This is a genomic window from Agrobacterium sp. B1(2019), assembly GCF_008274755.1.
Lineage (GTDB): Bacteria > Pseudomonadota > Alphaproteobacteria > Rhizobiales > Rhizobiaceae > Agrobacterium > Agrobacterium salinitolerans.
Genome location: NZ_VTPB01000001.1, coordinates 279,275 through 303,436 on the forward strand (window position 1 = coordinate 279,275; position 24,162 = coordinate 303,436).

Annotated in this window: 25 protein-coding genes; 15 read left to right on the forward strand and 10 right to left on the reverse strand. The window is 59.5% G+C overall.

Annotated features, from left to right (window positions below):
• Window positions 1–112: 112 nt before the first annotated feature.
• Entirely contained in the window at window positions 113–1,360 is a 1,248-nt protein-coding gene (locus tag AGR1_RS01370) for a Zn-dependent hydrolase (protein WP_149145975.1), read from the reverse strand.
• Between the two features lie 259 nt (window positions 1,361–1,619).
• Here AGR1_RS01370 and rutR point away from each other — a divergent pair, with 259 nt between their 5' ends.
• The 3 genes from rutR to AGR1_RS01385 all read left to right on the forward strand — a co-directional run bounded on the left by rutR (window position 1,620) and on the right by AGR1_RS01385 (window position 3,101).
• Window positions 1,620–2,261, forward strand: coding sequence for an HTH-type transcriptional regulator RutR (gene rutR / locus AGR1_RS01375; RefSeq protein WP_077981450.1), 642 nt, complete (start codon window positions 1,620–1,622; stop codon window positions 2,259–2,261).
• Between the two features lie 158 nt (window positions 2,262–2,419).
• On the forward strand, window positions 2,420–2,845 hold the full coding sequence (locus AGR1_RS01380; RefSeq protein ID WP_149145976.1) for a DUF2325 domain-containing protein: 426 nt from the start codon (window positions 2,420–2,422) through the stop codon (window positions 2,843–2,845).
• The gene (locus tag AGR1_RS01385) at window positions 2,826–3,101 is read left to right on the forward strand and encodes a hypothetical protein (RefSeq protein WP_149145977.1); all 276 of its coding nucleotides are present in this window, start codon (window positions 2,826–2,828) and stop codon (window positions 3,099–3,101) included. The genes AGR1_RS01380 and AGR1_RS01385 overlap by 20 nt, the downstream gene beginning before the upstream one ends.
• Window positions 3,102–3,124: 23 nt before the next feature.
• Here the strand turns inward: AGR1_RS01385 and AGR1_RS01390 are convergent, their stop codons facing one another.
• From AGR1_RS01390 to uppO, 5 genes are all read right to left on the reverse strand, one after another.
• Window positions 3,125–3,505, reverse strand: a complete 381-nt coding sequence (locus tag AGR1_RS01390) for a VOC family protein (RefSeq protein ID WP_149145978.1) — start codon at window positions 3,503–3,505, stop codon at window positions 3,125–3,127.
• Window positions 3,506–3,576: 71 nt separating this feature from the next.
• Window positions 3,577–4,326, reverse strand: coding sequence for a helix-turn-helix transcriptional regulator (locus AGR1_RS01395; protein WP_210248729.1), 750 nt, complete (start codon window positions 4,324–4,326; stop codon window positions 3,577–3,579).
• Between the two features lie 83 nt (window positions 4,327–4,409).
• Entirely contained in the window at window positions 4,410–4,808 is a 399-nt protein-coding gene (locus AGR1_RS01400) for a DUF423 domain-containing protein (RefSeq protein WP_187772016.1), read from the reverse strand.
• The gene (locus AGR1_RS01405) at window positions 4,805–5,206 is read right to left on the reverse strand and encodes a group II truncated hemoglobin (RefSeq protein WP_035220023.1); all 402 of its coding nucleotides are present in this window, start codon (window positions 5,204–5,206) and stop codon (window positions 4,805–4,807) included. The genes AGR1_RS01400 and AGR1_RS01405 overlap by 4 nt, the downstream gene beginning before the upstream one ends.
• Window positions 5,207–5,338: 132 nt before the next feature.
• Window positions 5,339–6,754 (reverse strand): polysaccharide biosynthesis phosphomannomutase UppO, encoded by a 1,416-nt coding sequence (gene uppO / locus AGR1_RS01410; RefSeq protein ID WP_149145979.1) that lies wholly within the window; start codon window positions 6,752–6,754, stop codon window positions 5,339–5,341.
• Between the two features lie 257 nt (window positions 6,755–7,011).
• Here uppO and uppM point away from each other — a divergent pair, with 257 nt between their 5' ends.
• Window positions 7,012–8,634 carry a polysaccharide biosynthesis protein UppM gene (gene uppM, locus AGR1_RS01420; protein WP_162927307.1) on the forward strand — a complete coding sequence of 541 codons (1,623 nt, stop codon included), beginning with the start codon at window positions 7,012–7,014 and terminating at the stop codon, window positions 8,632–8,634.
• 22 nt (window positions 8,635–8,656) lie between these two features.
• Here the strand turns inward: uppM and AGR1_RS29450 are convergent, their stop codons facing one another.
• Window positions 8,657–8,866, reverse strand: coding sequence for a hypothetical protein (locus tag AGR1_RS29450; protein ID WP_003509414.1), 210 nt, complete (start codon window positions 8,864–8,866; stop codon window positions 8,657–8,659).
• A gap of 245 nt (window positions 8,867–9,111) precedes the next feature.
• Here AGR1_RS29450 and uppL point away from each other — a divergent pair, with 245 nt between their 5' ends.
• Both uppL and AGR1_RS01435 read left to right on the forward strand, forming a co-directional pair.
• Window positions 9,112–9,912: a polysaccharide biosynthesis UDP-hexose transferase UppL gene (uppL, locus tag AGR1_RS01430; protein WP_080789920.1), complete on the forward strand. Its 801-nt coding sequence runs from the start codon at window positions 9,112–9,114 to the stop codon at window positions 9,910–9,912.
• A gap of 177 nt (window positions 9,913–10,089) precedes the next feature.
• The gene (locus tag AGR1_RS01435; protein WP_187772017.1) at window positions 10,090–10,338 is read left to right on the forward strand and encodes a hypothetical protein; all 249 of its coding nucleotides are present in this window, start codon (window positions 10,090–10,092) and stop codon (window positions 10,336–10,338) included.
• A 22-nt stretch (window positions 10,339–10,360) separates the two neighbouring features.
• Here AGR1_RS01435 and uppJ read toward each other — a convergent pair whose 3' ends face one another.
• A complete protein-coding gene (gene uppJ / locus AGR1_RS01440; RefSeq protein WP_149145981.1) occupies window positions 10,361–11,305 on the reverse strand; it encodes a polysaccharide biosynthesis UDP-hexose transferase UppJ in 945 nt (314 codons plus the stop codon).
• Between the two features lie 8 nt (window positions 11,306–11,313).
• On the reverse strand, window positions 11,314–12,225 hold the full coding sequence (gene uppH, locus AGR1_RS01445) for a polysaccharide biosynthesis endo-1,4-beta-xylanase UppH (RefSeq protein ID WP_244555763.1): 912 nt from the start codon (window positions 12,223–12,225) through the stop codon (window positions 11,314–11,316).
• A gap of 177 nt (window positions 12,226–12,402) precedes the next feature.
• Between uppH and uppI the strand changes: the two genes are divergently transcribed.
• Together uppI and uppG are read left to right on the forward strand one after the other, a co-directional pair.
• Window positions 12,403–13,473, forward strand: a complete 1,071-nt coding sequence (uppI, locus tag AGR1_RS01450; RefSeq protein WP_149145982.1) for a polysaccharide biosynthesis UDP-hexose transferase UppI — start codon at window positions 12,403–12,405, stop codon at window positions 13,471–13,473.
• Between the two features lie 2 nt (window positions 13,474–13,475).
• A complete protein-coding gene (uppG, locus tag AGR1_RS01455) occupies window positions 13,476–14,555 on the forward strand; it encodes a polysaccharide biosynthesis glycosyltransferase UppG (RefSeq protein ID WP_187772156.1) in 1,080 nt (359 codons plus the stop codon).
• Between the two features lie 42 nt (window positions 14,556–14,597).
• Here uppG and AGR1_RS01460 read toward each other — a convergent pair whose 3' ends face one another.
• Window positions 14,598–15,665 (reverse strand): GNAT family N-acetyltransferase, encoded by a 1,068-nt coding sequence (locus tag AGR1_RS01460; RefSeq protein WP_187772157.1) that lies wholly within the window; start codon window positions 15,663–15,665, stop codon window positions 14,598–14,600.
• A gap of 741 nt (window positions 15,666–16,406) precedes the next feature.
• On the opposite strand from AGR1_RS01460, the gene AGR1_RS01470 reads away from it, so the two are divergent.
• The 7 genes from AGR1_RS01470 (at window position 16,407) to AGR1_RS01500 (ending at window position 24,039) form a co-directional block, all read left to right on the forward strand.
• A complete protein-coding gene (locus tag AGR1_RS01470; RefSeq protein WP_149145984.1) occupies window positions 16,407–17,186 on the forward strand; it encodes an ABC transporter ATP-binding protein in 780 nt (259 codons plus the stop codon).
• A 40-nt stretch (window positions 17,187–17,226) separates the two neighbouring features.
• Window positions 17,227–18,003, forward strand: a complete 777-nt coding sequence (locus AGR1_RS01475) for a transporter substrate-binding domain-containing protein (RefSeq protein WP_080789927.1) — start codon at window positions 17,227–17,229, stop codon at window positions 18,001–18,003.
• A gap of 12 nt (window positions 18,004–18,015) precedes the next feature.
• A complete protein-coding gene (locus AGR1_RS01480; protein WP_149145985.1) occupies window positions 18,016–18,738 on the forward strand; it encodes an ABC transporter permease subunit in 723 nt (240 codons plus the stop codon).
• A gap of 11 nt (window positions 18,739–18,749) precedes the next feature.
• Window positions 18,750–19,439 (forward strand): ABC transporter permease, encoded by a 690-nt coding sequence (locus AGR1_RS01485; protein WP_149145986.1) that lies wholly within the window; start codon window positions 18,750–18,752, stop codon window positions 19,437–19,439.
• A 19-nt stretch (window positions 19,440–19,458) separates the two neighbouring features.
• A complete protein-coding gene (locus AGR1_RS01490; protein WP_149145987.1) occupies window positions 19,459–20,370 on the forward strand; it encodes a homocysteine S-methyltransferase family protein in 912 nt (303 codons plus the stop codon).
• Between the two features lie 139 nt (window positions 20,371–20,509).
• The gene (locus tag AGR1_RS01495) at window positions 20,510–21,712 is read left to right on the forward strand and encodes an MFS transporter (RefSeq protein ID WP_149145988.1); all 1,203 of its coding nucleotides are present in this window, start codon (window positions 20,510–20,512) and stop codon (window positions 21,710–21,712) included.
• Window positions 21,713–22,092: 380 nt separating this feature from the next.
• Window positions 22,093–24,039 carry a methyl-accepting chemotaxis protein gene (locus AGR1_RS01500; RefSeq protein ID WP_149145989.1) on the forward strand — a complete coding sequence of 649 codons (1,947 nt, stop codon included), beginning with the start codon at window positions 22,093–22,095 and terminating at the stop codon, window positions 24,037–24,039.
• Window positions 24,040–24,162 lie beyond the last annotated feature (123 nt).

Sequence of the window (24,162 nt, forward strand, 5' to 3'; positions counted from 1 at the left end):
GTTTCTACGACGCTGGTGAGAGTGGCAAAAACATCGCCGCAAGTTTCTTCTCCCCGCCGGGGAGAAGGTGGCCCGAAGGGTCGGATGAGGGGGCCTGCCCTCGTGGGCACGATCATTCCACGATCTCCGCCGTCTCCAGCACCGCATGCAGCAGCACATCGCAGCCGGCCTTTGCCCATTCCGGTGAAATTTCCTCGGCCTCGTTGTGGGAAAGCCCGCCGACGCAGGGGCAGAAGATCATGGTGGAGGGAGCGACCCGTGCCGTCCAGCAGGCATCGTGGCCGGCGCCGGAGATGATGTCCATGTGGCTGTAGCCCAGTCTTTCGGCAGCGGAGCGCACGCGGCCGACCAGCACGGGATCGAAGGTGACGGGGTCGAAATGGCCGATGGCCTCGATGGAACAACCGACCCCGAGTTCTTCGGCGATTGCTGGCACCTCGCGCTCGAAGATGGCGCGCATGCTGTCGAGTTTTGCCTGCGAGGGGGTTCTGAGGTCGATGGTGAAGACCACTTTGCCGGGCAGCACGTTGCGGGAATTGGGGGTGAAGATCATCTGGCCGACGCCGGCCACCGCGCCCGGCTGGTGGGCCATCGCCACTTCCTGCACCTTTTCGAGAATGCGGGCGCTAGCAAGGCCGGCATTGACGCGCATGGCCATGGGGGTGGAGCCGGTATGGGCTTCCTTGCCAGTCAACGTCACTTCCAGCCACCAGAGGCCCTGGCAATGGGTGACGACGCCGATCTGCTTGTTTTCGGCCTCCAGAATCGGGCCCTGTTCGATGTGATATTCGAAATAGGCGTGCATTTTGCGCGCGCCGACCTCTTCCTCGCCCAGCCAGCCGATGCGTTTCAGCTCCTCGCCATAGGTCTTGCCGTCGGTATCGGTGCGGCTATAGGCGTAGTCGAGATCATGAACACCGGCAAAAACGCCGGATGCCAGCATGGCGGGAGCAAAGCGCGCGCCTTCTTCATTCGCCCAGTTGGTGACAACGATCGGATGTCTGGTTTTGATATTGAGGTCGTTCAGGCTGCGCACCACTTCCAGCCCGGCCAGCACGCCAAGCACGCCGTCGTATTTGCCGCCGGTCGGCTGGGTGTCGAGATGGCTGCCGATATAGACCGGCAGCGCGTCCGGGTCTTCGCCGGCGCGGGTGGCGAACATGGTGCCCATGCGGTCGACGCCCATCGTCAGGCCCGCCGCCTCGCACCAGCGCTGGAACAGGTGGCGGCCTTCCGCATCCTCATCCGTTAGTGTGCGGCGATTATTGCCGCCGGCAACGCCGGGGCCGATCTTCGCCATCTCCATCAGACTATCCCACAGACGGTCGCCATTGACCGTCAAGTTCTTACCCGCCGCCATGCAGTGTCGTCCTCACCTGTTTTGTTTTTATCAAAGCAAAGCTTGTGCCGTTCCCTTTTTTGCCGGTTAAGATAACAGCCATTGCCTTGTGGCGGCGATGGTGGATAAATTGACCGGCTGGTAAACATTGCAAATTCGCACTGGCGTCAGCAAGGGATTTTGTGACGAATCACAGTAATTTTGCCTAAGCTATGAACGGCGATTATTTTTTAAGCATACTGTAGCGGCAATTGCATTGAAAAGAAACAGAGAGCTGAGAATGGCCATACCGCGCGCAGCGAAAACACAGAAGCGGACCCGCATTCAGGAAGAAAAGCAGGAGGCGATTCTTGAAGCGGCGCTCAGTGTTTTTTCCACGAATGGGTTCCGCGGCTCCACCATCGACCAGATTGCGGAAGCGGCCGGCATGTCGAAACCGAACGTGCTTTATTATTTTCGCACCAAGGAGGCGATGCATCGCGCGCTGATCGAGCGAGTGCTGGATACCTGGCTCGACCCGCTGCGCGCCTTTGACGCCGAGGGTAATCCCGAAAGCGAAATCCGCTCCTACATTCGCCGCAAGCTGGAAATGTCGCGGGATTTTCCGCGTGAAAGCCGCCTGTTCGCCAATGAGATCCTGCAGGGCGCGCCCCATATCGAGGACGAACTGAAAGGCCCGCTGAAACAGCTGGTGGATGAGAAGGCAGAGGTGATCCGCGCTTGGGTGAAGGCCGGGCGGATGGCCAAATGCGACCCCTACCACCTGATTTTCTCTATCTGGTCGACCACTCAGCACTATGCGGATTTCGATGTGCAGGTGCGGGCGGTGCTGGGGGACAGACACGGCGGCGACGGGCGTTTCGAAGATGCGGCCCGCCATCTCGAGCAGCTTTTCATGGGTGGATTGCGGATAACCGGCTGAGCATCGCCGGATTCTCAGCGCCTGAGCGCGCTGCGAAAAACATGATGAAAATTATCACCTTTATACTTTACTAGAAAACTCATCTTTATTATGGTGCCGGCATCCCGAATGTCGGGGCCCAATATCGGGGTATCAAAAACCAACCGGCAGGTGAGGGAATGGCACGCAAGGAAAAGAAGAAGGCCGAACGCGGCGGCAAGCAGGGCAAGGCCGCGCCGCAGACCGAAAAGGCCGTGGCCGAAGAGCAGCTTTCCGGTCCGAAAAGCTTTCTTTATGTCGGCGGCCGTGACTGTCAGGTTGCCCATCTTCGCCAGATCGCCAGCAATTTTGGCGCGGAGCTCATTCATCACGACGGCGGCCTGCGTGAAGCCGTCTCCCGCATCGATACCGTTCTTCCCTCAGTCGACTGCGTTTTCTGCCCGATCGACTGTATCAGCCACGATGCGTGTCTGCGGGTGAAGTCCGGTTGCAAGAAATTCGGCAAGACCTTCGTTCCGTTGCGCAACGGCAGCAAATCCAGTCTGGAGCGGGCGCTGCAGACGATGAATGAACGGACCTCCAGCGATGAGCGACGAGCGCAATGAAGTGACTGAAGACTATCCGGCGGCAGTGGAAGCCTGCCGCGCGGAACTGCACAAGATGGCCGAGCAGGCAGCGGATTCCGCCCTGACGGATATTTACGAGATGGTTGGGGAGCGGGAAGAACGCGCCCGTGCTGCAAATGTCGTTGTTTTCCCTCATTTGAACGCCCGCCAGCCGGGCCGGACGCCTTCTTTTATAGAAGGTGCACCGGGCAAGTGCGGCCGCAACGTCCTGCCGTTTCGCAGGAAAGGGCGCTAACGTTGCGACAGGACGAAGGCGGCTCAGTTCATCGAATTGAAACCAATCAGATTGCCCTCGGTGTCCTGCGCGAGGCACACGAACCCAAAGTGACCGATTGAAAATTTCGGTCTGATCAATAGCCCGCCAGCTTCTGCGATGGCGGCTTGCTGAGCGGCGCAATCATCGACCGAGAAATAGAGCGTCGTTCCGCCTCGACCTGAGGTTGCGTTGGCCGTTTTCACAAGCGCCCCGGCTGCTCCGTAAGATGCCATGTCGGCCGGAAAACTCATCATTTCGGTTTCCCCAGTCGGATCGATCATTGGCTCGAGTTTGACGTTCAAGACGCGCTCATAAAAGAGGACAGCGCGCTCCATATCACCCACATAGATATCGAACCATCCCACAGCGTTCATTTTACTCATGGCAATCACCTGCTCCTGTTAATTTGGACAGGCGATTTCTAGGTCAAATAGCGTGGTGGATATTGTATAATTCAGACATCGAATTTCTTTGCGTAACGCCCCGGCGTGTAGCCAGTCGCTTTGCGGAAGGAATGGATGAAATGCGATTGATCGACATAATAATCGCCGTAGTGCTCACCCCTGAGCGCTTTTTGTAGCTTTAAAATCTTGAGCAGATCGTGCGGCGCGAATCCCGTCGCACGCTTCAGTATCCGCTGGAGCTGACGGGTTGAGACGGAAAGTGCCGAGGCCATGTCAACGACGGAATGGATGGCGTCGAGGCGCGACAGGATGACATTGACCACGGGGTTTGGCGCGACAACGCGCTGATTCATCAATGTGTCCATCAGTTCCGATAATATGGTCTGCTGGATGAAAAAATCCTGCCCTATAAGGCGTCTGTTACAGGCAAGAAGGGGCAGCTGACCCGTGTAGGAGGTCTTTATCTGACCGTATGACGGCATCTCTCTTTCACTTTGCCAAACGCCCGGAAAAAGCCGGACATTGACGAAATGAAACTCCCGCCCGAGATCGAGCTCTTCGGAACTGGTGGCAAGCATCGATACGCCTGCTATCTGCGGGTTGTGCTGGTCGAAGATCAGGTAGCAGCATGCATCCGGCAAGGCGTGAAATTTGAGATCGCTCTGGAGCGGGGCATCAGATTTTATGCTGATGTATCGATCGACAATGTTTCGAAGATGTGCAGGGGGTTCGGCCTCGACGCAGGAGGCCGTCCTATACGCTCTGGCTTTACCATGGCCCACTGGCCGATATTCGATCATTTGAAATAAAATTCATCCAGCAATGATCACGATCTTAGCGGTAACAGGGCAACAAACAACCGTCGGGACAATTATACAACGTCTTATGCCTGTCTCGGTCTGATAAACGCTCCCGCGCACAGCACCAGCCATCCCGCGATCATACCGAGGCCGCCCGCTGGCGCGGCGTAGGGAAACAGGCTGTGGCCGGAAAAATGCCTGGTAACGAGATCGCCGACAAAGATGGCCGTGCCTAGACCGAGGATCAGGCCTGCCGGGATGGCGGTTCTGATGCGATCCGCGCCGATATGGAGCGCCACCAGCACCGGCGCATGCGCCAGCGCCATGGCCGAAGCATTGCCGAGCATATAGGTTTCGCCCGTATGCGTGGCGGCGGCTGCGAGCATCACACCGGCCGCGCCCGTGAGGCCGCCCAACAACAGAAGGAAGGCCCGCAATCTTTCGCGCGGCAGGCTTGCGATGGTCGCGCTCTGCGTGGTCATTGGCTGTCCGCCTCCTGGTTCTGCATGTGAAAGGCCAGTCGTTCCACCGGCGTCCAGATGATCTCGCGCAGCTTCGGATTTTCGATGGTCTCGTCCATTGCGCGTCGGAAGCAGAGCAGCCATTCATCCCGCTCGGCGGGGCCGATGGGGGCGACGAAATGGCGTCGCCGCAACATCGGATGGCCGTGTTTCTCGACATAAACGGGCGGTCCGCCAAGATATCCCGTCAGATAATCGTAAAACTTCGCCTCGCTGCCGGAAAGATCGGCGGGATGGATGGCGCGGCAGCGCGCCGCTTCCGGCAGGGTATCCATCAATTCATAGAAGCGCCGGGTCAGCGCCCTGACAGTCGCATCGCCACCTATCGCTTCATAAAGGGTAATGGTCTCGCCGCTCATAATCCGCCTCTCGTGGCCCTCCGGTCCTTATCGCTCCATGGAGCCGGAAGAGCAACAGGGCGCGGGCGGGGTGCGACATTTGGGACAGGTCAAAGAGGAAAGATGCCGGGCAAGCCCGGCATCCTGCGAACATCACCCGAAATTACGGATGAGATCGAGCCCCTTGTTCAGCAGCGTTTCGGCCTCGTCCTGATTGGCGGCTTCGACGTAGCAGCGCATTTCGGGAGCATTGCCGGAAGGACGGAAATGGATGGTGCTGCCATCGGTAAGCGCCACGCGCAGGCCGTCGATGTCGCTCAGCGCCTTTACCGTGCCGACCGGGGCGAGGAAGGTTTCGAGATTGTCGCGGGAGGCGCGCAGATGTGTCATCAGGGCGGCGCTCTTTTCCTGGGCGAAATTTTCCAGGCGGTCGGCGGCGGCGACCGGCAAATTATAGGCGGCGGCGATCTGCGAGAGCGGCTTTTTCTGTTCCGCCGAGAGCAGCAGCACGGCGAGAACCGGCAGGAAGCTGTCACGCGTCGGCAGCGGCGAAAGCGCCCTGCCGTTAAGTGTGAAGGCGGAGGCCGTCAGCAGGCCGCCATTAGCCTCGAAGCCCATGACGCCGTTTTTGCCGGCGGTGAGCGCCTCAGACATGCCCGCGATCACGAAGGGGGAGCCGACCTTGGTGCGGATGACGTCGAACGAACCGTTGGCCTCGATACCCGAATTGGAGGTGACGGGGGTGACGACCACGCCGGCGCCGAGGAAATTTGCGGTGATCAGGCCGATGAGGTCGCCGCGCAGCGGCACGCCGTTTTCATCGGTCAGCAGCGGACGATCACCATCGCCGTCTGCGGAAACAATGGCGTCGAGACCGTGCTCCGGCGACCATTTTTTGAGAAGGGCCAGCGTTTCCGGGGAGACCGCTTCGGTATCGACGGGAATGAAGGTTTCAGAGCGGCCGAGCGGAACGACCTCCGCCCCATAATGGGCAAGCACGTCGACAAAGAGATCGCGCGCCACCGTACTGTGTTGATAAACGCCGATCTTGAGGCCGGAAAGTGCCTTTTCCGGCAGCAGCGCAATGTTGCGCTCATAGAAAAGTTCGGCTGCGGTGGCGGAATGGTCTTCGGCGGTCGTCGCCTCGGCGCTTATGCCCTCCGCCTCGATTTCGGCGGCAAGGGCTGCGATCGCCGTCTCGTCCTGCTTGTCGATTTCGCCGTCCGGGCGGTAGAACTTGATGCCGTTGCGGTCGGCCGGGATATGCGAGCCAGTGATCATCAGCGCGCCGGCCTTCAGCGACAGGCCGTAAAGCGCCAGCGCCGGTGTCGGCACGGCGCCGCAATCGAGCGGGGTGAGGCCGGCCTTTTTCAGCGCGGCGATGCAGGTGGCGGAAACTTCCGGGCTCGAATCGCGGAAATCGCGGCCGACGAGAATGGGGTCGCCCGCCTTTGCCTGGCCCGATATGAGAAGGTGCCTCGCAAATGCCGTGGCATAGACGGCCGAGGCTTTTCCTTTCAGATCGACAGAGAGGCCGCGAAGGCCGCTCGTTCCAAATTTCAGGCTCATGCCAAACTCCGTTTCGATAAAATCTTTGAGGGTCAAATGGATAATGCAAAAATATAACGGTTGAAAGAACCGTATCGATCCATCCAAGTCAATCATCCCTTTCAACGTGGCCGCGAATAGGCGATGATGGCGGGACCGATGCGGGTAACCTAAAATTCACCCGTTATATTTAAACTTGTCCGTCGATGGCGGCTCTGGCGACGGTGGGAACCCTCTGTTGCCGGCCTTTTTTTGGTTCGTTCGAGTTGGATTGGCTGATGTACAGGCTTCAAAAGGCGGGACATAAGCAGGCACGTCCGCTCGATGAAAAAACGGCGCCTGCCGCGAGAACCCATGGTTCCCTGTTGGATGATCTGGTTGATGAGGACGAGGTTTTCGAGCGCACGGTGCTGAAGGAGCATCTTGAGCCGAAACCGCCGAAGACCGCCGCCGAGCCGGCTGTTGCCGAGACGCCGGTAAAGGCTGCTTCGCCGAGCGGCAATCTGGCGGCTGCGCTGCCGGGCCTGAAACATATCGACAGGATCGGAGTGGATGACGTCATCCTCTGGCTCCGGAAAGGCATCGTCTGGATCGTGCTGGCGATCATTCTCTGCGTCGCCGGCGCACTCACCTACGCCTCTATGACGCCGCCGCGCTACAAGGCCTATACGGATATCGTCGTTAATCCCTCCAATCTGAACGTCGTCAATGACGGGGTGTTTTCGCCCAACCAGCAGCGTGACACACAGATACTCGAGGTGGAAAGCAAGCTGCGCACCATCACCTCGCGCAACGTGCTGGCGCGGGTGGTGGACGAGCTGAAGCTCGATCAGGACCCTGAATTCATCAGCCCGCCGCCGCTTGCGCGGCTGAAGGCAATGTTCTCATCGAAGCCGGAAGATGATGACAACCGCGTCGGCGCGCTTCGTTCACTGGGTGATCGGGTGGCGGCGGAACGCGACCCGCGCTCCTTCGTGGTCACGCTTTCGGTTTGGACCAATGATGCCGAAAAATCGGTGACTGTCTCCAAGGCCATCGTCAAGGCCTTTGAAAGCGAGCTGTTCCAGACGACCTCCGACAGCAGCCAGCGTGTCGTCGACGATCTCAGGAAGCGGCTCGAGGAAATGCGCGAAAATGTAACCATCGCTGAAAAGCGCGTGGCCGATTTTCGGCGTGAGAACGGGCTGCAGGAAAATAATGGCCAGCTCGTCAGCAATCTCGCCTCCGGCGAGCTGAATGCGCAGGTTCTTGCCACCCAGCAGCGGCTGATTCAGGAGGAATCCCGCCTGAAGCAGATGGAGGCGGCGATTGCCCAGAACCGCACGCAAAGCGACGCCATCTTTGACAGCCAGACGATGAACACCATCCGCGCGCAATATAGTACCCTGCAGCAGCAGATCGGCGCGATGACGTTGACCTATGGCGCCCGCCATCCGCGTCTGGCGACGGCGGGTGCGGAGCGGGCAATGCTGGAACGCGGCATGGCGGACGAGGCGCGGCGCATCCTGCAAGCGGCGAAGATCAACGTTGCCGAAGCCCGTTCCTCGCTTGATGCCCTGAGATTGAAGGCCGTGGCGGAACGCGCCAATGTCTTTACCGACAACGAGGCGCAGGTGCGGCTGCGCGATCTGGAGCGTGACGCCCGCTCGGCGGCGGCGATCTATGAGACTTACCTCACTCGCTCGCGCCAGCTTGCCGAACAACAGTCGATCGATTCCACCAATGTGCGGGTGATTTCGCAGCCGGTTGCGCCCAATTCCAGAAGCTGGCCGCCGGGCAAGCTGACCTTCCTGATCGCTGGCGGCATGGGCGGACTGTTCCTCGGTCTTGGCATTGCCGTAGCGCTCGGCCTCTGGGGTTATCTGCGTCGGGACGATCACGCGGATGTCGCGGCGCGGTAAGACGAGGCGGCTGCGTGTCGCCTTATTCTTCCGAAATCAGACCATCATAAACTTCGAGCAGGGCGGCGGCGATGGCCGCACCCAGCGCATTGCCGGCATCGCGAATACCGGCCTCGTCTCCATCGCGAACCGAAATGGCAAGGTCGGACGCCTCGTTGGCGACGATTTCTTTCGCCCGTTCTATCGCCCAGAGGCCGAAATCGCCGCGATTGTCGATCGAGATTGTTTCCATGGCCGGAGCCCTTCCGTGGTTTGATTTACGCGTCCCTTAACCCATCGGATGGAAATCCGGAATAGTCAGAAAACGTGGCGTACAACCTTCAGGCGTGTAAAATGCCCCCTGCATACGAGGATTTATAAAAATATTAATGATAGTTCTTCGTAGTGTTTGAAGCCTTACACCCTATGAATAAGCGTGACTATAACAATGAAACGATGCCTATCTTGGACACCGGACAGATCATGACAGGGAGAGAGATGCCGGATGCGGAGGGGACTGGCCAGGTCTGGCCGGTTATTCCGCTTGCGGCATTACCCATCACTGACGCGACCATCGATGAAACGGCGCGGGACTTCATCCTGCGTGCGACGTCGGCGCGCGTCGCCGGTGCACGGCCATTTTATTCGACATCGGCTAACGGCCAGGTCATCGCGCTCTGCCATCACGACCGGGAGTTTGACGCCATGCTGCGGCAGGCGGACCAGATTCATGCCGATGGCATGTCGCTGGTGATTTTCTCCCGCAAATTCTGCCCGAAGGCATTGAGGGAACGGGTTGCGACCACGGATCTCGTTCATGCGGTGGCGAAGCGCGCCGAAGAGACGGGCAGCCGGTTTTATTTCCTCGGCGGTTCCGAAGAGGTGAACCGCGCGGCGGTCGAAGAAATGCAGAGGCTTTATCCGCGTCTCGTCTTTTCCGGGCGGCATAATGGTTATTTCGGTCCTGGTCGCGGGGATGAAATCATTGCCGATATCGTCGCCTCGAAGACCGATATTCTGTGGGTCGGCTTCGGTATACCGCTGGAACAGCGTTTCGTTTCTCGCAATCTGGACAGGCTCTCCGGCGTCGCCGTGATCAAGACCTGCGGCGGCCTTTTCGATTTCCTCGCCGGCAAGAACAGCCGGGCGCCGCAATGGATGCAGGATATGGGGCTGGAATGGCTCTACCGCGCGATGCTTGAGCCGAAGCGTCTTGGAAAACGCTATCTGCTGACCAATCCGATCGCCATATATTCGCTGCTGAAGTATCGTTTTAGGGCTTCGGGTCAGGACCGATAAAGCTGCTGCGGGCCTTTCTTAGCGGCCTGCATATTGCATTGCATCATTACATCAGGCCTCCCTAACCAATTGAGCCCACGGGCTTTGCCGTTGAATTTCGTTGCAACTGCGAAGGACCGCGCTACACTGTCTCGATATTACAAATTTATTCGAATCAGAAATATATTGAGGCCACCAATGGTGATTACGTCCATTTCTCTTTTCATATATGGAATTGGCACCGTTACCTCTCTCGCCATGACCTATATCGAAGGCGCCCGCCGCGACAAGAATTGGGATTTTTATCGGGTAACCGGCATTGTCCTTTGTTTTTTCTGGCCGGTGCTCGTGCCGCTCCTCGTGCTGGCGACAGCCTTTTCGTCGTTCGGTTTGCAGAAGCGGCTCATCAATACAATCTCGCTCGGCAGGGAAAAGACCCTGAACTGATCATGGCTGGAGCGATTCTGCGTCAGGTCTTCTTCGCCGGCGCCTTGTAGGGCGTAAGCGTGATGCCGAGGCTTGCCATGACCCGGCCGATGGACATCAGCGGCGGATGGGTGGCGGGCAACAATGCGCCGGTCTTCAGTCCTGCGGAAACGGCGCGCAGCGGCGACAGGCAGAGGCTAGCGACATTTTTGGCGGCAAGCAGCAGACCGCCGTTCAATCCGGGACGACGGGCGCGGTCGATGCTGTAATTGATGATGCCGGTTCGGAGCGAGCGCTCCATGATCCAGCGCGGCGCCATGCGGTTTTCCGGCACATATTCGATGATGAGGGCCTGCGCATTCCAGGCGAATTTGAAACCTGCCTTGCGACAGCGGGTGAAGAAATCCATGTCGCCGCCGCCGAGGAAGTTGAACTGCACGTCGAATTCCGGTTTCGCAAGCGTCTCGAAAACCCGCCGTGAGATCAGGCAATTGCCCGATCCGTGGATTTGCTCGACGGGGCCGGTCGGCGCTTCGATGGAGCCGAACAGCGGATGCGAGAGAACCGCCTTCGAAGCCGGGGCGTTGAATTCCCGGTTGACCGGTCCGCCAACGATATCGACGCCGAAGGATTTCGCCGCTGAAACCATTTCGGCAAGCCATTGGGGGGAGGCGGCCTCGTCGTCATCGATCATCAGGAACCACTCGGCCGAAGTATAGCTCTGTCGGGCGATGCGGAAGGCCGTGTTGATGGCGTAACAATTGCCCTGTGTCGGTTCGACCAATGCCTCGCCGGCCATGCCGCTCTCGGCGAAAAAGGCGCGTGCGACGGCAAGGCCCTGCTGGCCTGCGCCATCATTATCGACCACGACGACGGCAAAGGGAAAATCGACCTTCTGGGCTGCGAGCGATGCGAGCGTCTTCTTCAAGCCTTCCGGCCGGCGGAAACTCGGGATGCAGACCACCGCTTCCGGCATGATCTCGGACATGGAAACTCCTAAATTCCGGCAAGCGCTGCGGCGGAAAAAACGACGGCCCTGAGGCTCTGGCGCGGGCGGTTGAGGAAGGTGTCGGCCAGTGCCGAAAAAGCCTCGCGGTAACGGCGGGCGCGGAAGGCCTGCGCCACGGTATAGGCGTTCATATGGTTCTCCGACCGGCGGCGAAGCCGTCGCAGTTCCGGCGGCGAAATGGCGGCGACGATGGCCGGGTCGGAAAACACGGCTTCGATGGCCGGTTCGCAATCGCGGAACGTCAAAAGCCGGTTCATCATCACGCTTGTCCTGTGCACGCGGTAATCCAGCACATGGCAGCCGGGCAGGTAAACGAAACGGCCGGCGGCGGCCAGCCTGCACCAGCCATACCAGTCTTCGGCATAACGCAACGTCTCGTCGAAACCGCCGAATTCCTGAAAGATGCGGGTCCTGACCAGCATGATGCCGCCATTGACGATGAAGTTGCCGCCGAGCAGCGGCTGGAGAATGAAACCATCGGGTTTTTCCCGGCGGCGGATGAGGTTGCGCCGACCGGTCTTGACGCCATCTTCATCGATGCGCTCATAATCGCCATAGACGGCGACGACATCGGGTCCGGAGATGCCGGCGCAAAGGGCTGCGATGGCGCCCGGTTTCAAACGGTCGTCGGCATCGAGAAACATCGTCCATTCGCCGCGGGCCTGCGACAGGCCGAAATTGCGCACGGCGGAAACGCCCTGCCTTCCCTGCGGCCGGGCGAGAAGTTTTACGCGCGGATCGGAAAAACCTTCCACCCTTTGCGCAGTGGCGTCGGTGGAGCCGTCATCGACCACCAGAACCTCGCGGATGGTCCCGCCCTGAAGCAACACGCTTTCGATCGCTTCCACGATGTAACGCTCGCCATTGCGAACGGGAATGACAATCGAAACGGAGACCAAGACTTCAAACTCCATGCGGCGTGGGCCAAGCATTCTCACAGTGAAGTTACTACCGCATTAAGCGGCGCTCACCAAATATGACGTGGTATAGCGTCGGTTAACCTTGCAAATCTTTAATATCCTTTTCCTATGATCGGAATGTTATGTTTTGGGAATAAAGGTCGTGGAGGCGGGTGAATGCGGATCGGGCGGCGGAATTTTCTGAGTGGTGCGGCAAGCGCTGGCCTGCTGCATGCTGTGGCCGGCCCGGCCTTTGCCGCGCAGAAGAAAGCCACGATCAAAACCGCCCCCTATGGCGCGGCCGTCTACCTGCCTGACCTTACCGCCGATAGTCGCATCGGCGAAGCGGTGGTGAAATATTGTTCGCGCATCACCCCGGTCACCGAAATGAAATGGGAGGTCCTGCGGCCTTCGGCGGAAGTGTTCGATTTCGCCGCCGCCGATGCACTCGCCAATTTCGCCCGTCAGCACAAGCTTTCCATGCACGGCCATCCGCTGATCTGGTACGCTTCCAACGCGCCCTGGCTTGCGAGCATTGGCGGTGGCATGAAGGTCGAGAAGCTGATGGAAACCCATATCGTCACCGTCATGGAGCGATACAAGGACGTGATCCACAGCTGGGACGTGGTCAACGAACCGATCCCCGACGTGCCCGGCAATGTGCGCGCGCGGCGCGATGCCTGGTATTATGGCGCGGGGCCTGACGCCATCAAGAAAGCTTTCGAGATCGCCCATGCGGTCGATCCGAAGGCGCAGCTCGTGCTCAACGAATATGATGTCGAATTTGCCGCCGAGAAATCGCCGGCCAAACGCGCCGCTTTCCGCAATCTCATCCTCGAACTGCTGGAAAAGGGCGCGCCGATCAACGCCGTCGGCCTGCAGGGGCATTTGCGCGGCGGCTGGCCGATCGCCAAGGACGAGCTTGCCGCCTTCACGACGGAAATGCGCAGCTACGGTCTTGCCGTTCTGGTGACGGAGCTTGACGTGATGGACCAGACGCTGCCCGCGCCGGAGGCCGAACGGGATATGCTGATCAACGGCCAGGTCCGCGAGTTTCTGGAGGCGGCTTCCGCGGGCGGCGCGCTTTCCTCCATCACCACATGGGGCATCTCGGATCAATATACCTGGATCCGCTGGGCCTATCCGCGCCGGGACGGCACCGCCAACCGGCCGCTGCCGCTGGACTGGAGTTTCAACGAAAAACCCATGATGGCCATCATCAATGAATTCCGCAACCGTGGTGCATGACTATGAATGCTGAAATGCCGCTTCCTCCCGTGCAAAAGGCGCTGCAAATCAACCTGCACCCCTTCGATGCCCCGCATGCGGCCCTGACGCTGCCGCATCAGCTCAGGGTCTGGGGCGGGCAGGTGGACCGCATTTTGCTCACGGTCGATACGGGCCAGGTGGGGGCGGGGCGGTACAAGGGCAATGGTTTCGATGCGGCGCGCCAGCGTCTCTTCGACATGCTGGAGGAAATGCAGACCAATTATCCGCATCTCTCTGTGGATATCGTCGATTACAGCGATGCGGCGCGTAGCGCCGTGACCGAAGCCTTTTTTGCCCGCTCGCCGATCCCCTATCCCGCCAAGGCTTTCGATGGCGGGCCTTTCCATGTCTATTTCTACGGTCTGAAACGCGCCAATGCCCGTTACGTGATGCACATGGACAGCGACATGATGTTCGGCGGCGGCAGCCAGAGCTGGTTCGGGGAGGCCATCGCGCTCCAGAAGGCCAATCCGGATGCGCTGTGCATCACGCCCTTTTCCGGGCCGCCGACGGTTCGCGGCGATCTGGATATTTCCCGCCATGTCGGCATGCCGGGCGTGAAGAACATCCCCGAGCCGCGCAAGCTGCCGTCGCGCATTCCCACCTGGCGTTTCGCCACCGTGTCCACCCGGCTTTTCATGATCGACATGGACCGTCTTGCGAAAAGGATCGGCTCGCTGGAACTGCTCAGGCCCGATGTCAAACGGCGCCTCCGCTCCTATGCCTATAACCAGCAGCCGGTCTCCATGCCTGCCGAGGAGGTGCTGAGCACCAACATGATGCGCACCGGCGTTCACCGGCTCGATTTTCTCGGCACGGGCAAGGGCATGTATTCGCTGCATCCGCCCTATCGTTCGCCGGAATTCTATGCGGCTCTACCCTCGATCGTCGAGCGCATTGAGAAGGGCGATATTCCCGAAGGCCAGCTCGGCGATTTCGATATCAACGGGTCGATGGTGGACTGGGGAAGCGCGCTTGCGGCCAAGACGCGATCCAAACGTTATGCGAAAGCGCTGCGCCATCTCATCTCGGCGAATGTCGGGCGGTTCAGCAAGGCTTGAGGGCGTCGCGCCCGTGTTCCGCTCCGGGGTCGGGCAGGGCCCTCAATAGTCCGTGATGAGTTTGCTCCAGCTTTCCGAGCACAACCCGCCAATATAGATATCGCCGGCCAGCGCCTTTTCCCTCAGCGCGTCATCGCGCGTCGCCATGCAGAAATAGCCGTCATGGCGGAAGCTCATGTGGTTCTGGCGGTAAAGCGCGTTGATGAGAAAGGGCTGCGCCATGCCGGTGACATGGGCATAGTTTTCATCATCGAAGTGGCGGAACAGGGTGTTGAGCACATCGTTTTCGCGACCGGCGTCGCAGACGAGGTTTAGCACATAGGCCGTCCGCCCCCGCTGACCGAAAAACAGTGCGGCGCCCATGACATGGCCTTCGGCATTCTCGATCACCACGCTTTTCAGTTCACCGAGGCTTTCATTGGTTTTGCTCATCTCTATCAGCCAGTGAAACTCCTCGTGAGACCATTCCGGACGAATGGAAAACCGCTCGATCTTTGCGAGGGCCTCGCGGCGGAAGGTTTCGTAATCCACGGCTCTCACCCTGGCGCCGGCGACCTCCGGCGGTCTTAAACCCTTCTTCCAGCGTCGCAGAATTCCATCCACGAACCCGAGCGCCGTCAGTGCAAGTGTGGTCTTGGCCAGTTTGGAACGGCGCGGCATACGCAGCGCGATGGTGCAGAAGGGTTTGAGCGCCTTGTGCCATTGCAGGCTTTCAATCGGCAGCATGTTGCCGCCGATTGCCACCCAGTGATCGGCGCTGACGGGCGAGGCCGTATCCGAGAACAACATGTCGTGTTTCGATGCCCGCATGCCGCGTGACAGCCGTGCAGCGCCGAGCGCACCGATTTTTCCATCCGATGCGAAGGCGCACAGCAGCCTTGCGGTGACGGGTTTTCCATGGACGATAAAACCCATGGGTACGGCGAGAATGACGCTGGTGACCCTGTCACCGGCGTCGTAGACAACGCTGCCGTTTTCCGGGCTGAAGGCGGGACTGCCGAAAAACAGTTTTTCTATATAGGAGCGGAAGTCAAAATTGCGCTCCTGCCCGGTCTTCCTGAAAGCGCTGTTGAGGACGGCTTCGACGGCGGGCATGTCATCCCTGCGCATGGGGCGAACGCCGGAGACACCTGGCTGAACCGGGCGTTGTGGCGACTGACCACTATCGCCGTCGTCCATTTTGGTGTGTATCGGAACGTCCACCGTCGGCCCCCAAGCTTTTGCGCATAGATGAAATCAACCATAGGCAGCGTATATTTTAATGTATTAATATAGATATAAAACCTGCGATCCGCTCGGGTGTGAAATATCGAATTGAAGATAAATAATATTTATATCAATAAGTTGGACTTATAATCCTGCGCTATTTGAGGTTAACAAAATATACTCACATAAGCAACCGGTGGATGAAATATGGATCATTTTTTGCGGATGCTTTTTTGGGTTTCGAAGTTTAACTTTTGGAAATGACTGTCTTGATTTTTTCGCCCGCTTTTGATTTCCCGAGGGCAAAGCGTGCGTTCACGATGCTATCTCCTCGTGCATCGCGGATAACCAAAAAATCGCATTGGCGGGCCGGCCATTGTGGAGAAAGACGGAGGAAACCGGACAGGGCAGAAGCGGGCGTCGCTCCGACACCCCCAGGCGCACAGGTTTCCGCTGTTGTTCGTCCAAGGTGATATTTTGAAATGATTTTTCGTTGCAAATATGTAAAAGAGCCGATTGTTGCGCGCGTCTGCGGCTATTTTCGCTAAACATGCGCGGCTCAAGTCTTTGTTATTGTGCACGTCGCACCGCGAAACCCCGGCTATTGGCGAGGCGGCACTAAAAACGGATCGGCAAGGTCAATCGATGACAGATACAGGCGCCTGCGCGCTCGAGGCGGATGATATCCACAAGAGCTTCGGCACGCATGAAGTTTTGAAGGGCGTTTCGCTGCAGGCCCACAAGGGCGATGTGATCTCCATTATCGGGTCCTCCGGTTCCGGCAAAAGCACCTTTCTGCGCTGTATCAACTTCCTCGAAACGCCGGATCGGGGCCGCGTCATCGTCAATGGCGAGGAAATCGCCACAAAAACCGGCCGTGACGGCAAGGCCGTGCCGAAAAACTGGCGACAGGTGGAGAAACTGCGCACCGGGCTTGGCATGGTGTTCCAGAATTTCAATCTCTGGGCCCATCGCACGGTTCTGGAAAACCTCATCGAGGCGCCGGTTCATGTTCTCGGCGTCAGGCGGCAGGAGGCGGTCGAAAAAGCCGAGGCCCTGCTGAACAAGGTCGGGCTCTATGACAAGAAAAACGCCTATCCGGCGTTCCTTTCCGGCGGGCAGCAGCAGCGCGCCGCCATTGCGCGCGCGCTGTGCATGGAACCGGCTGTGATGCTGTTCGACGAACCCACCTCGGCGCTTGACCCGGAACTGGTGGGCGAAGTGCTGAAGGTCATTCGCGATCTGGCCGAGGAAGGCCGCACCATGCTGCTTGTCACCCACGAAATGCGCTTTGCGCGGGATGTTTCCTCGGAAGTGCTGTTTCTGCATCAGGGTAGGGTGGAGGAAGCGGGACCGCCGGCGCAGGTGTTCGGCAACCCCACAAGCGCGCGCTGCCGGGAATTTACCGGCGCGCTGACCAAGTGATCTTTAGCAGACAATCCGTATTTAACAGGAGAGACTTTAAATGAAATTCTTCGCCACGCTGCTTGCCGGAACGGCATTTGCGTTTTCCGCCTTCACGGCCAGCGCCGATGTGCGTTTCGGCATCATGAACGAATCCTACCCACCTTTCTTCGCCAAGGATGCCAGCGGCAAGTGGCAGGGGTGGGAAATCGATCTCATGGACGCCGTCTGCGCCGAAATGAAGGAAAAATGCTCGATCGTGGAACTGTCCTGGGATGGCCTGATCCCGGCGCTGCAGACCAAGAAGTTCGACGTCATCTGGTCGTCCATGTCGAACACGGAAGAGCGCCAGAAGGTGATCGATTTCACTGACAAATATTACAACACGCCGAGCAAGCTGATTGGCGCCAAGGGCGAAAAGCCCGGTGCGGCGGCGGAAGACGTCAAGGGCAAAACCATCGGCATTCAGGTGGCGACCATCCAGTCCGAATATTACAAGAAATATTTCGCTGCTGTTGCTGACGAAAAGACCTACCAGACGCTGGACGAGGCGTTTCAGGATCTGGCCGCCGGCCGTATCGACTACGTCTTCGGTGACTCGCTGGTTCTCGATGCCTTCGTGAAGAGCGATGCCGGCAAGGATTGCTGCGCCGACATGGGCAATGTGGCCGATGACAAGCAAATCCTTGGTCTTGGCGTTTCCGGCGGCCTGCGCAAGGACGATACGGAACTGAAGACCAGGCTGAACGCCGCTCTCGCCGCCGTCCGCGCCAGCGGGAAATACGACGAGATCACCAAGAAGTACTTCAGCTTCGACATCTACGGCAGCAAGCCCTGATCGGTCACATCGATGGCAAGCCTTGAAACCACGCTGCAGCTACTGTCACCCTATCCTCCGGGATGGGGCGGCACCCTTTTGAAGGGGGCGGCGTCGACTCTTGCCATTTCCTCCGGTGCTTACCTCATCGGTATCGTCATCGGGCTTGCCGGCGCACTCGGCAAGCTCTCGGGCAACAGGCCGCTCGGCCTGCTGCTCAATCTCTACACCACGGCCATCCGCGCTGTTCCTGAACTCATTCTCATCGTCGGGCTTTATTATGCCGGGACGGATGGGCTCAACCGGCTGCTGTTGCTCGCCGGCCTGCCGCCGCTGGAAGTCAATGGTTTTGTTGCCGCCGTTGCGGTTCTCGGTTTCGTGCAGGGCGCCTATATGACCGAGGTGCTGCGCGGCGCGATCCTTGCCGTGCCGAACGGCCAGATCGAGGCGGCACGCGCCTTCGGCATGTCGCCGTTCCTGCGTTTTCGTCGTGTGGTCCTGCCGGCATTGCTGCCGAACGCGCTGCCGGGCCTTGCCAATCTCTGGCTTGCGGTGACGAAGGACAGCGCGCTGGTAGCTGTTGTCGGTTACCAGGAACTGGCGCTCGCGACGCGGTTGGCAGGGGCCAGCACCAAGCAATATTTCCTGTTCTTCCTTGCGGCGGCGTTTCTTTATCTCGCCATCACGCTTGTCTCCAATGTCGTCTTTTCGCTGCTGGAACGCCGGGTGCGGCGCGGCCAGCCGGCTTTGGCGTAAGGGGGAACGGCATGGATTTTTCATGGGTCGCCAAATATTGGCCGCTGCTTCTCTCCGGTGCCTGGCAGACGCTGGCGCTGCTCGTCATTTCCGTCAGCATCGGTTTCGTGCTGGCCATCGGACTTGCCTTTGCGCAGGTCAGCGGCGGGCGGGTGACGAAAATTCTGGCGCAGGGCTATTGCACCTTCTTTCGCGGAACGCCGCTGCTCATCCAGCTCTGGCTGCTTTATTACGGCGTCGGCTCGCTTCTGCCGATGGTCCCCGGCCTCCGGCAAAGTTTCATGTGGCCGGTGCTGCGCGAAGGATTCTTCTTTGCGGCCGTCAGCTTCACGCTGAATTATGCGGCCTATGAAGCGGAAGTTCTGCGCGGCGCGCTGCTGGCGGTGCCGAAAGGCGAGCTGGAGGCGGGCAGGGCTTTCGGCATGGGCCGTTTCACCCTCATTCGACGCATCTGGCTGCCGCGTGCGATCCGCATTGCGCTGCCGACCATCGCTGGCGAGGTGGTGATGCAGTTGAAAGCCACGCCGCTTGCTTTCACCGTGACGGTCATGGACCTTTACGCCGTCGCCTACAAGGTGCGGCAGGATACGCTTCTGGTCTATGAGCCGCTGATTGTCGTCACCGTCTTTTATCTCATTCTCACCGCCATCATCGCCCGCTGTTTCGGCCTTGTCGAACGGCAGGTGCCGGTCCGTCGGTAAACATTCAAGGAGTATCACCATGGGCACTATCCGTATCCTCGACGGCGGCATGAGCCGCGAATTGCAGCGGCTCGGCGCCGAGCTGAAACAGCCGGAATGGTCGGCGCTGGCGCTTATCGACGCGCCCGAGATCGTGCGGCAGGTGCATCAGGAATTCATTGAGGCCGGTGCCGATGTCGTCACCACCAATTCCTATGCGCTGGTGCCCTTCCACATCGGCGAAGAGCGTTTCCAGAAGGATGGCGCATCGCTGATCGCCCTTTCTGGCAAGCTGGCCCGCGAGGCGGCGGATGCTTCCGGTCGCAAGGTGCTGGTGGCGGGTTCGCTGCCGCCGATCTTCGGCTCCTATGAGCCGCAGAATTTCGATGCCACGCGGGTGCAGGACTATCTGAAGGTACTGGTCGACAATCTCGCGCCTCATATCGATGTCTGGCTCGGCGAGACGCTCAGCCTGATCGCCGAGGGCGAGGCGGTGCGCGAAGCCGTTGCCGCGACCGGCAAACCGTTCTGGATTTCCTTCACGCTGAACGACGACGCGGCTGCGGCCGGCGGGGAGCCTGCGCTTCGCTCCGGCGAAACGGTCAAGGCGGCCGCCGAATGGGCGGCGCAATCGGGCGCCGCCGCGCTGCTGTTCAATTGCAGCAAGCCCGAGGTCATGAAGGCCGCCGTCGAAACGGCCTCCGCCGTCTTTGCGGAAAGAGGCGTTTCGCTCGAAATCGGCGTTTATGCCAACGCTTTCGAAGGCGAACAGGGCGATTCCGCCGCCAATGAAGGCCTGCATGGCACCCGCGCCGACCTGACCGACGATGTTTACTCCCGTTTTGCCTGCTCCTGGGCGGATGCGGGCGCGACCATGATCGGCGGCTGCTGCGGCATTGGTGCGGCCCATATCCACAAGGTTGCGACAGCGCTGCGGCGCGCGGCCGCCTGACGCGGTCGGCGGCTTTTAACGCACTATCGGGAATGAATGCGGCGGGCTGAAAGGCCTGCCGCTTTTTTGTCCGCGGCTATTGACCTCAACCATAGTTGAGGAACTATCAGAGCATGGAACACTATAATAAGGACGTTCCATGATCGAGAATTCCAAGGCGTTGAAGCTCACGCTGCTATTCGTTGCCACACTCACCATCATGGCCGGAACCACGGTTGCGCCCTCGTTGCCCGCCATCGAACAGAGCTTTCTGTCGACGCCTGATGTTGAGATCATGAGCCGCATGGTGCTGACATTGCCATCGGCGTTTGTCGCGCTCTGCGCGCCCGTGGCCGGCGTGTTGGCGGATCGCTTCGGCCGCAAGCGACTGCTGCTCGGCGCGATCCTGCTTTACAGCCTTTCCGGCATGTCCGGCCTTTTTGCCGAAAGTCTTGTCGGCCTGCTCGTCGGGCGCGCTTTTCTGGGGCTGGCGATCGGCGCCATCATGACGATCGGCACGGCGCTGGTGGGCGATTATTTCGAAGGTTCGGCGCGGGAGCGCTATCTTGGCCTGCAACAGGCCTTTACCCAGATCGGCGGCGTGGTTTTTGTGGTGGCGGGCGGTTTGCTGGCGGATCTGCATTGGCGCGCGCCCTTCGCGGTCTATGCCGTCGCCCTGCTCATTCTGCCGGCAGCCCTGTTCTTTCTGACGGAGCCGGTGAGGAACGATGGCGCTATCAAAGCCGGAGGCGAACGGGATTTTGCGGTCAACTGGCTGCTGGTGGGCGTGCTGGCGCTGGCGGTGTTTCTCGTCAATGCCTTGTTCTACACCATTCCCTCGCAGCTGCCGTTTTTCCTGCGGGAGCTTGGGGTGTTTTCCGGCAGCATTGCGGGATACGCCATCGGCATCTTCAATTTGGCCGGGGCGCTGGCGGCGCTCAATTTCGGGCGATTGCGGGCAAGGGTCAGCGTCACCGCCATCATTGCCGTCGGGCTGGTGTCGATGGCGGCGGGTTTTGCGCTGCTTGCCATGGCCGAAGGGCTGGTTGCCTTGCTTTCATCGCTTGCGGTGGTGGGGTTTGGCCTCGGCCTGGTGATGCCGGGCATCATGTCCACCACCATATTGCTGGCACCGCTCAGACTGCGCGGGCGCATTGCCGGCATCGTTACCGCCTCGATGTTTCTCGGGCATTTCATCTCGCCGCTGGCAAGCCAGCCATGGATTGCCCGCTTCGGTTTTGCCGCCGCCTATCGCGACATCGCTTCGATATTCGCCGCCATGGCAGGACTTGCCGTCATGGCCGCCATTTTGCAACGATGGACGCCCATGCGAAGGGCGCGACCCTTCCCGCCGGGCGACTGACGACCGGTCTTCAACGGGCAAAAAACACGCGGGTTTTGCCCGCCACGGCATGAAGGAATTGTAAAGTTTTTGATTATAATCATTTTACTGGAAAATAAATCGATGGCGACGGCTGAAAACTCGCATGCTTTCGCTTTTTCCCGGAAATTCGGCCCGGCGTTTCCGCCTGCTGGCGGGTCGCCGTGCCAACGCGGGAAGCGGCCTCCCCGCATTTGAGGGGACGGGCTGCTTTCTGCGGCGCATGCATGATGCAGATGCGGCCAGAGCCTATGATGCGGCTAGCGAAGCCTCGATGATCGGGGCGCTTGACGTGCAATGTCAGTCTTGCCGAACACCTCCGGCACGGGGAAGGAGCGGTTTTTAATGACGTGAGGCTTTCCGTGTCTTTTCTTCAAAACGCCAGTATCCGCACCAAAATCCTGTCACTCATTCTCCCGCTCTGCATCGTCGGCCTTGGCGCCACGGCTTACATGTCCACCCATTACAAGCAAGCGGACACGGCTTATTCGTTTTTTATCGCCAATGACAATGCCGCGCTGGTGGAGCTTTCCCGCGCAAATCGCAATCTGGAGGCGATGGCCTATGGCGCCTATCAGGTCATGGCCTACGATGCGAAGACTCCCGACTTCAAGATCGTCATGCGGGAATATCAGAGAGACAAGGGAGATTTGATATCGCGCCTGAACAATGTCAAAGCCATTTTCCCGGAAGAGGCCGCGGCGGTGGACAGGCTGTTGAGTCAGATCCAGGGCATCATTGCGATGACCGACAAGGCGACGGAATTTGGCTCCGCCAACCGCAATCAGGAATCGACCGCGGAACTTCTAAAGGCGGATGTTGCAATTCGCTCGGTCGGAAGTGACATCGCCGCCCTCTTGGACAAGCTTGCCAAGGGTGTCGTCAAGGGAAGCGGCGAACTGACCGATAAGACCAATTCGACCATCATGACCTCGCTGGTGGTTGTCGGCATCGCTTTTGCGGTCGGTATCATTCTGGCGCTGTTCGTGGCGTCCCGTGGCATCACCACCCCGATCGCCCGCCTGCGCGAGCGCATGGTATCGCTTGCCGGCGGCGAGACGGCCACGGAGATCGAGGGCATGGCGCGTCGGGATGAAGTGGGCCAGATGGCGAAAGCCGTGCAGGTCTTCCGGGAAAACGCTATTGAGCGCATTCGTCTCGAACAGGAAACAGATGCCAATCGCACCCTCTCGGAGAAAGACCGTATCGAACGCGAACAGCAGAAGGCAAGGGAAGCCGCCGACGTCAAATTCGCCGTCGACAATCTTGCAGCTGGACTCTCGAAGCTTTCGGAAGGCGATGTTTCCTATCGCATCGGCCAGCCGTTCACCGCGACGCTTGACGCCGTTCGTAACGATTTCAACATGTCCGCCGAAAAGCTGCAGGCGGCGCTGACCAAGGTAGCTCAGAACGCCAGCGGCATCGGCGCTGGTGCGGACGAGATCAAGTCTGCCGCCGACGATCTGGCCAAGCGCACCGAGCAGCAGGCCGCGGCCGTGGAGGAAACCGCCGCCGCTCTGGAGGAAATCACCACGACGGTCAGGGATTCCACCAAGCGCGCGCAGGAGGCGGGCCTGATCGTCAGTCGCGCCAAGACGGGCGCCGAACAATCCGGTGAGGTGGTGCGCCGCGCCGTGGTCGCCATGGAGCAGATTGCGAAATCCGCCAATGAGATCAGCAATATCATCGGCGTTATCGATGAGATCGCCTTCCAGACCAACCTTCTGGCGCTGAATGCCGGCGTGGAAGCAGCCCGCGCGGGTGAGGCCGGCAAGGGTTTCGCCGTCGTCGCACAGGAAGTGCGCGAGCTTGCCCAGCGCTCCGCCAACGCGGCGAAAGAGATCAAGGCGCTGATCACCACCTCGAACGATCAGGTACAGCAGGGTGTTCAACTGGTGGGCGACACCGGCAAGGCGCTGGAAACCATCGTTTCGGAAGTGCAGGAAATCAACCGGCACGTCGTCTCCATTGTGGAGGCCGCGCAGGAACAGTCTTCCGGCCTGCAGCAGATCAATACGGCCGTCAACCAGATGGATCAGGACACGCAGAAAAATGCTGCCATGGTGGAAGAAACCAATGCCGCAAGCCACAGCCTCGCCAAGGAAGTGGCGTCGCTCAACCAGCTGCTCTCCCAGTTCCGGCTCGCCGACGGCGCCCAGCAACCAAAAAACCAGCCTGCGCCGGTTCGCAGCGCAGGCGATAACGACAGATATGTGGCATCCCCGGTCCGCGCGCTGGGTCGCAAGATCGCCTCGGCGTTTTCGGGCAATGCCGCCGTCGATACAAAAGGTGACTGGCAGGAGTTCTGAGCGGCGGTCCGTTTCCAGCATGCGTTTCGGCGGGGAGACATCCCCGCCGGCGTTCAACGACGATGCGGTGCAAGGGAAAGCCGTTCTGGCGAAATCGATGTCCACCGTGTGGAACGCAACATT